At 38.6% G+C, this 565-nt stretch carries 1 protein-coding gene; it reads left to right on the top strand.

Annotated features, from left to right (window positions below; all coding sequences use genetic code 11):
• Positions 1-105 precede the first annotated feature (105 nt).
• A partial coding sequence (locus ACFING_RS10145; protein ID WP_375630854.1) for a recombinase RecT occupies positions 106-565 on the top strand: 460 nt, incomplete at its 3' end.

The raw sequence follows: 565 nt of genomic DNA, 5'->3' as shown, positions 1-565 counted from the left end.
GACTCTTCAACAAAAGACGACATTCCTTTCTAGCAACACAAACCAACTTTTAACACCAGCGTGATTCACGCCACGGGGGAATTGCGCGCAATGTAGGAAATCAAGATGAAAAATTCTACTTTTTTAAAAGAAATGGCAGAAAAATATGGATTTTCTGCTGAAGAATTTCGAGAAACAATCATAAAAACTTGTATTGGATATAAAAATGCTAATGTCATCACTGATGCAGAATTTGCCGTTTTTCTTTTTGTTGCCAATACTTATGGACTTAACCCTTTAACAAAAGAAATCTATGCACTCCCTAAAAAAGGCGGCGGCATCATACCCGTTGTTTCTATCGACGGTTGGATAAAGATCATCAAATCAAATCCTGACTTTGATGGCATGACCTTTCAAGATCAAATCAATGAGGATGGGAATATCATTGCTATCAAATGTGCTATTCGTCTCAAAGGGATTAAAGACCCTATCGAAGTCACCGAATATCGCAAAGAATGCGAACAAGACCACAGTGACCCTTGGAAAAAATACCCCGCACGTATGTTGCGCCATAAAGCCACTATAC

The sequence above is a fragment of the Bartonella sp. AP150HLJHH genome, assembly GCF_042196385.1.
GTDB lineage: Bacteria > Pseudomonadota > Alphaproteobacteria > Rhizobiales > Rhizobiaceae > Bartonella.
Note: the sequence above shows the minus strand (reverse complement) of the source record. Positions and strands in the feature narration are given on the sequence as shown.